Annotated in this window: 2 rRNA genes; both read right to left on the bottom strand. The window is 54.0% G+C overall.

Annotation, left to right across the window (positions count from 1 at the left end):
* Positions 1–569: ribosomal RNA gene (locus tag ACFOW8_RS19555) — 23S ribosomal RNA — on the bottom strand; the annotation flags it as partial.
* A 325-nt stretch (positions 570–894) separates the two neighbouring features.
* Positions 895–998, bottom strand: a 16S ribosomal RNA gene (locus tag ACFOW8_RS19550); the annotation flags it as partial.

Here is a 998-nt window from a genome sequence, read left to right as displayed (position 1 = left end):
CTTTTCACCTTTCCCTCACGGTACTAGTCCGCTATCGGTCACCAGGGAGTATTCAGGCTTACCGGGTGGTCCCGGCAGATTCACAGCAGATTTCACGGGCCCGCTGCTACTCGGGAGACATCCACAAGAGCCTAGGAGTTTTCGTTTACCGGACTATCACCGTCTATGGCAGGCCGTTCCAGACCACTTCAACTAACACCCAGGTTTCTGACTCTCGCCCTGATCGGCAGATCAGAGAAGAATGTTCCCACTACCCCAGCAAGACAACGACTGCCGTCTATCACATCAAGCTGGTTTAGCCTCTTCCGCTTTCGCTCGCCACTACTCACGGAATCACTGTTGTTTTCTCTTCCTGTGGGTACTGAGATGTTTCACTTCCCCACGTTCCCTCCACACACCCTATATATTCAGATGCGGGTAACACGACATCACTCGTGCTGGGTTTCCCCATTCGGAAATCCTCGGATCTCAGCTCGGTTGACAGCTCCCCGAGGCTTATCGCAGCCTCCTACGTCCTTCATCGGCTCCTGGTGCCAAGGCATCCACCGTACGCTCTTAAACACTTACTAACAAAGATGCTCGCGTCCACTGTGCAGTTCTCAAACAACACACCCACTCGCAATCAAGTTCCGGGATTTACTCGGCTGACGCCGGCAATGTCTCGAAGATCCGAGCGGATCGTTTGTCTTGCCTTGAAAGACACTCGCGTGTTCTTTCAGGACCCAATAGTGTGCCGGTATACCCATCGCGACCAACCACTGTGGATTGATCGAATGCGATGAGAGTGTCAGTGTTCCACCCATGAGCAACTGCGGCTCCACGAATGGGAGCTCAAACAGCCTCTGCCAGAACAAGATCCAACCTCTGTTGGTTTGCCTGGAGAATGCTCCTTAGAAAGGAGGTGATCCAGCCGCACCTTCCGGTACGGCTACCTTGTTACGACTTCGTCCCAATCGCCGATCCCACCTTCGACGGCTCCCTCCCACAAGGGGTTAGGC

It is taken from the genome of Nocardia rhizosphaerae (assembly GCF_042650365.1).
GTDB classification, from domain to species: domain Bacteria; phylum Actinomycetota; class Actinomycetes; order Mycobacteriales; family Mycobacteriaceae; genus Nocardia; species Nocardia rhizosphaerae.
This window is presented reverse-complemented; position numbering and strand designations above follow the sequence as displayed.